Below are 3,663 nucleotides of genomic sequence, written 5' to 3' on the forward strand. Positions count from 1 at the left end.
TCAAATAGCTATAGTATGTGAAGAGCAGCCGCTACCTATATTAAATAGTGATACTTTTTGGTTAATTGATCCTATTGACGGGACTCGAAGTTATGTAAACGGTAAAAGCACATATACGGTAAATATAGGACTTATTAAAAATGGTCTTCCGACTATCGGCTTGATATATCATCCTGAAACAGTAAAGCTATATTATACCGATGTAAACGGTCGCTTAAAAATTGAACAGAATTCTAGAGAAACATTTGTTAATCATGAACCTAAACATGAGAACTTTAATGCTGTAATAGGCTTTTATAATTCAAATGAAGCTACTAAAGAATTTTTAAGTAAATATTCATTTGGTAAAATAAATGCAATAGGTAGTTCAATTAAACTATGCTTAATTGCTGAAGGTGAAGCCGATATATACCCTAAATTCGGTCAAACTATGGAGTGGGACATAGCGGCAGGTCATGCTTTAATTAAAGCCGGCGGCGGTAATATTTTAGGTTGCGATGGAAAAGAAGTTACTTACGGTAAAGAAAATTTTGTCAATCCTAATTTTTTCGCCTGTAGTAAATATTGGTTGGAAAAGGAGAATGAGTTGCATGCCCCTAATGTCATTCCTGCGAAAGCAGGAATCTAGAAAAAATAAACCTTAGTATAAAATAAACATGTAAAAAACAACTTTTTTATATGTTTTACTGGATTCCCGCTGCTGCGGGAATGACATCCTAAAGTTTGTATAGCTTATTGCGTTCAATGACATTTAGTTAATTAAATATTAATTTATTAACCCTCCCTTGACTTCTATATTAAAATTCTATATAATGCACTAATAAGTTAATGCACAGAGTAATTAATTTATTAAATATTAAAAGGGGATTTTTTATGTACGATATTTTAATTGATACCAAAGAAGCAGTATTAGCGTTCTTAGATAGCGCAGATTTAAGTGCTGAATATACTCCAACAACTCCAAAAGAATTTAATTTATTAGATTCAGGAGAACTATTTACTTCTGCAGAATTAGCAACTCCAACAACTATACCTTCAGACGATAGTTTTACTGTAATATATAACACAGCAGTAAAATTAGTAAGCTCATTAGTGGGGTATGTATATAGTTTCTTTTGGGGCAGCAAATAATTTGTAGACGAACGTCATTGCGAGAAGGCGCCATAGGCGTCGACGAAGCAATCTCAGGCAAAATTCCTGAGATTGCCACGCTCCTTTCAGTCGCTCGCAATGACGAAGAAGCCACAACCCACATTAAACCAACTTCTTCAACTCATAAATCAACTCAAGTGCTTCTTTAGGGGATAGTTTATCAGGATCGATAGTTCTAAATTTTTCATCTAATTGGCTGCTTATAGTAGTTTTATTAGGCTCAAGATTGAATAAACTCAAATTATTTGATTCAGTCGATAAGATATTTTTTCCTTTACCAGTAGAACTTTTCTCAAATTTAAGCAAAATCTGCTCAGCTCTATTTATAACACTCGCAGGGAGTCCGGCGAGTGCTGCAACATGAATACCGTAAGACCTATCTGCTGCACCTGATATGATATTATGCAAAAACAGTATATCCTTACCTGATTCCTCAATAGCAATAGTATAATTTTGCAAAGCCGGCAGGAAATTACTCATAACGGTTAGCTCATGATAATGAGTCGCAAACAAACAGCGACATTTCAGTTTATCATGGATATATTCAAGCACCGACCATGCTATAGATACACCGTCATAAGTAGAAGTACCTCTGCCTACCTCATCAAGTATGATTAGTGAGTTTTTTGTAGATTGGGCAAGAATTGCCGAGGTTTCAAGCATCTCTGCCATAAAGGTTGATTGTCCTTTAATTAAGTCATCGGCAGCACCTATTCGGCTAAATATTTTATCAATTACTCCTATTTTGGCACTTTTAGCAGGCACAAACGAACCTATTTGAGCAATGATTGCGATAATGGCATTTTGACGTAAAAAAGTACTTTTACCTGCCATATTAGGACCGGTAATTAACCAGATACGCTCAGCTTCAGATAAATGACAGTCATTATATACAAAGCTTTTGCTAGTCTTTTCTACTACCGGATGACGTCCTTTAACGATATCAAAGCTTAAATCATCGGTAAATTCAGGCTTAACATAATCATATTCATCAGCGATATAAGCAAAATTGCAAAATACATCAAGCCCACTTAAAGAACTTGCAAGCATTCGTAAATAGGCGGCCTTTTCGATTACTTGGCTACAAATATTCGCGTATAATTCTTTCTCTAAACTTATTGCTAAAGTCTTAGCGTTGACTAGCTCACTTTCAAGCTTTTGTAATTCGGTAGTAGTATAACGCGCACTGTTGACTGTTGTTTGACGGTGAATAAATTTAGAATCGGTAATTTTATTAACATTTTTAGCGGTGATATCGATAAAAAGTCCTATAACATTATTATGAGAGATTTTTAAACTGTCTATGCCCGTTTCTTTGCGATATTGATCTTTTAGCTTTTCAATATGTAATTTCCCGTTATTAATTAAATCATGTAATTGTGCTACTTTCGGATGATATCCATGTTTTATTATACCTCCGTCATTTAAATTATTCGGTGCATCTTCTCGTATTGTTTCGTCTATTAAATTATATAATTCTTCATTACCTGATAGCGGCTTAATAATTTTTTCAATAAAATCAGGTAAATTAAAACCGTAAGCATCAAAAAATACTCCTTTAATAATCGTCGCCGTTTCTAAAGTATATTTGATACTAAGTAAATCACGACCTGAACTTCTGTTCATTGTAATACGAGTTAAGCAGCGTTCTATATCACTAGTTTTTTTAAGAAATCCTCTAGCTTTTGAAACTATTTCCGGATTAGAATAAAAGAAGTCGGTAATATTTAAACGGTGATTTATTTTTTGTATATCGGTTAAAGGACCTGAAAGAAAGTTATATAGTAAGCGTCCACCTTGTTTGGTAACCGTATGATTAATCGTACTTAGTAAACTTCCTTTCGACCCGCCTTGTGAGTTTGTTACGATTTCAAGATTGCGTCTAGTAGAGAAATCAATAGTCATATAGCTATGAAAATTGATAATTCGAGGGATAGGTAAATGAGGGATATTTTGCTTTTGCGTTAACGATAAATATTCTAAAATGCTACCTATGGCACAAATTTGACTACTAGATACCTCACCAATCCCCTTAATATCTTTCATTTTATAAAAATCTAGAATAATTTTCTCACATTTATTAATTGCAAAAAAACTATCAACTTGATAAGTAATACGAAAATTTAGTTGTTTGAAGATATTATTTGCAAGATCAGAAGACCTTAAATTTTCACTAAGTAAAATCTCCCGAGGCTTTAGGCGAGCAAGCTCATTAAGAATCTCTAATGTAGGCACATTAACTACAAAAATTTCGGAAGTAGAAAGATCAACATAACAAAGTGCAGAAATATCTTTATTTTTGGGTATTACAAGACTTGCTAAATAATTAGGCTCAGCTGAAGCAATTAAATTTTCTTCAATTATTATAATGGCCTGAAAAAACTGAACAAAAAAATAGTTAGGTTTGCTTGGTAATAAGTTAGAATAGACCAAATAACTTAAGAGGTAAGAATGACTAAGAAACAGTTTCGGAATTTCAGTGCCGAAGAAAAGACCAAGATAGTATTAGAA

Annotated in this window: 2 protein-coding genes and 1 pseudogene; 2 read left to right on the top strand and 1 reads right to left on the bottom strand. The window is 33.4% G+C overall.

Annotated elements, in window-relative coordinates; genetic code table 11:
* The coding region (locus AC1Z7D_RS06505; RefSeq protein WP_482603005.1) for a 3'(2'),5'-bisphosphate nucleotidase CysQ family protein at positions 1–628 on the top strand (628 nt) is incomplete at its 5' end.
* Positions 629–873: 245 nt separating this feature from the next.
* A complete protein-coding gene (locus AC1Z7D_RS06510) occupies positions 874–1,131 on the top strand; it encodes a hypothetical protein (protein WP_482603007.1) in 258 nt (85 codons plus the stop codon).
* 123 nt (positions 1,132–1,254) lie between these two features.
* Here AC1Z7D_RS06510 and mutS read toward each other — a convergent pair.
* Positions 1,255–3,516, bottom strand: a pseudogene (gene mutS / locus AC1Z7D_RS06515) (DNA mismatch repair protein MutS); the annotation flags it as partial.
* Between the last annotated feature and the right edge of the window lie 147 nt (positions 3,517–3,663).

The sequence above is a fragment of the Rickettsia sp. genome, assembly GCF_965035265.1.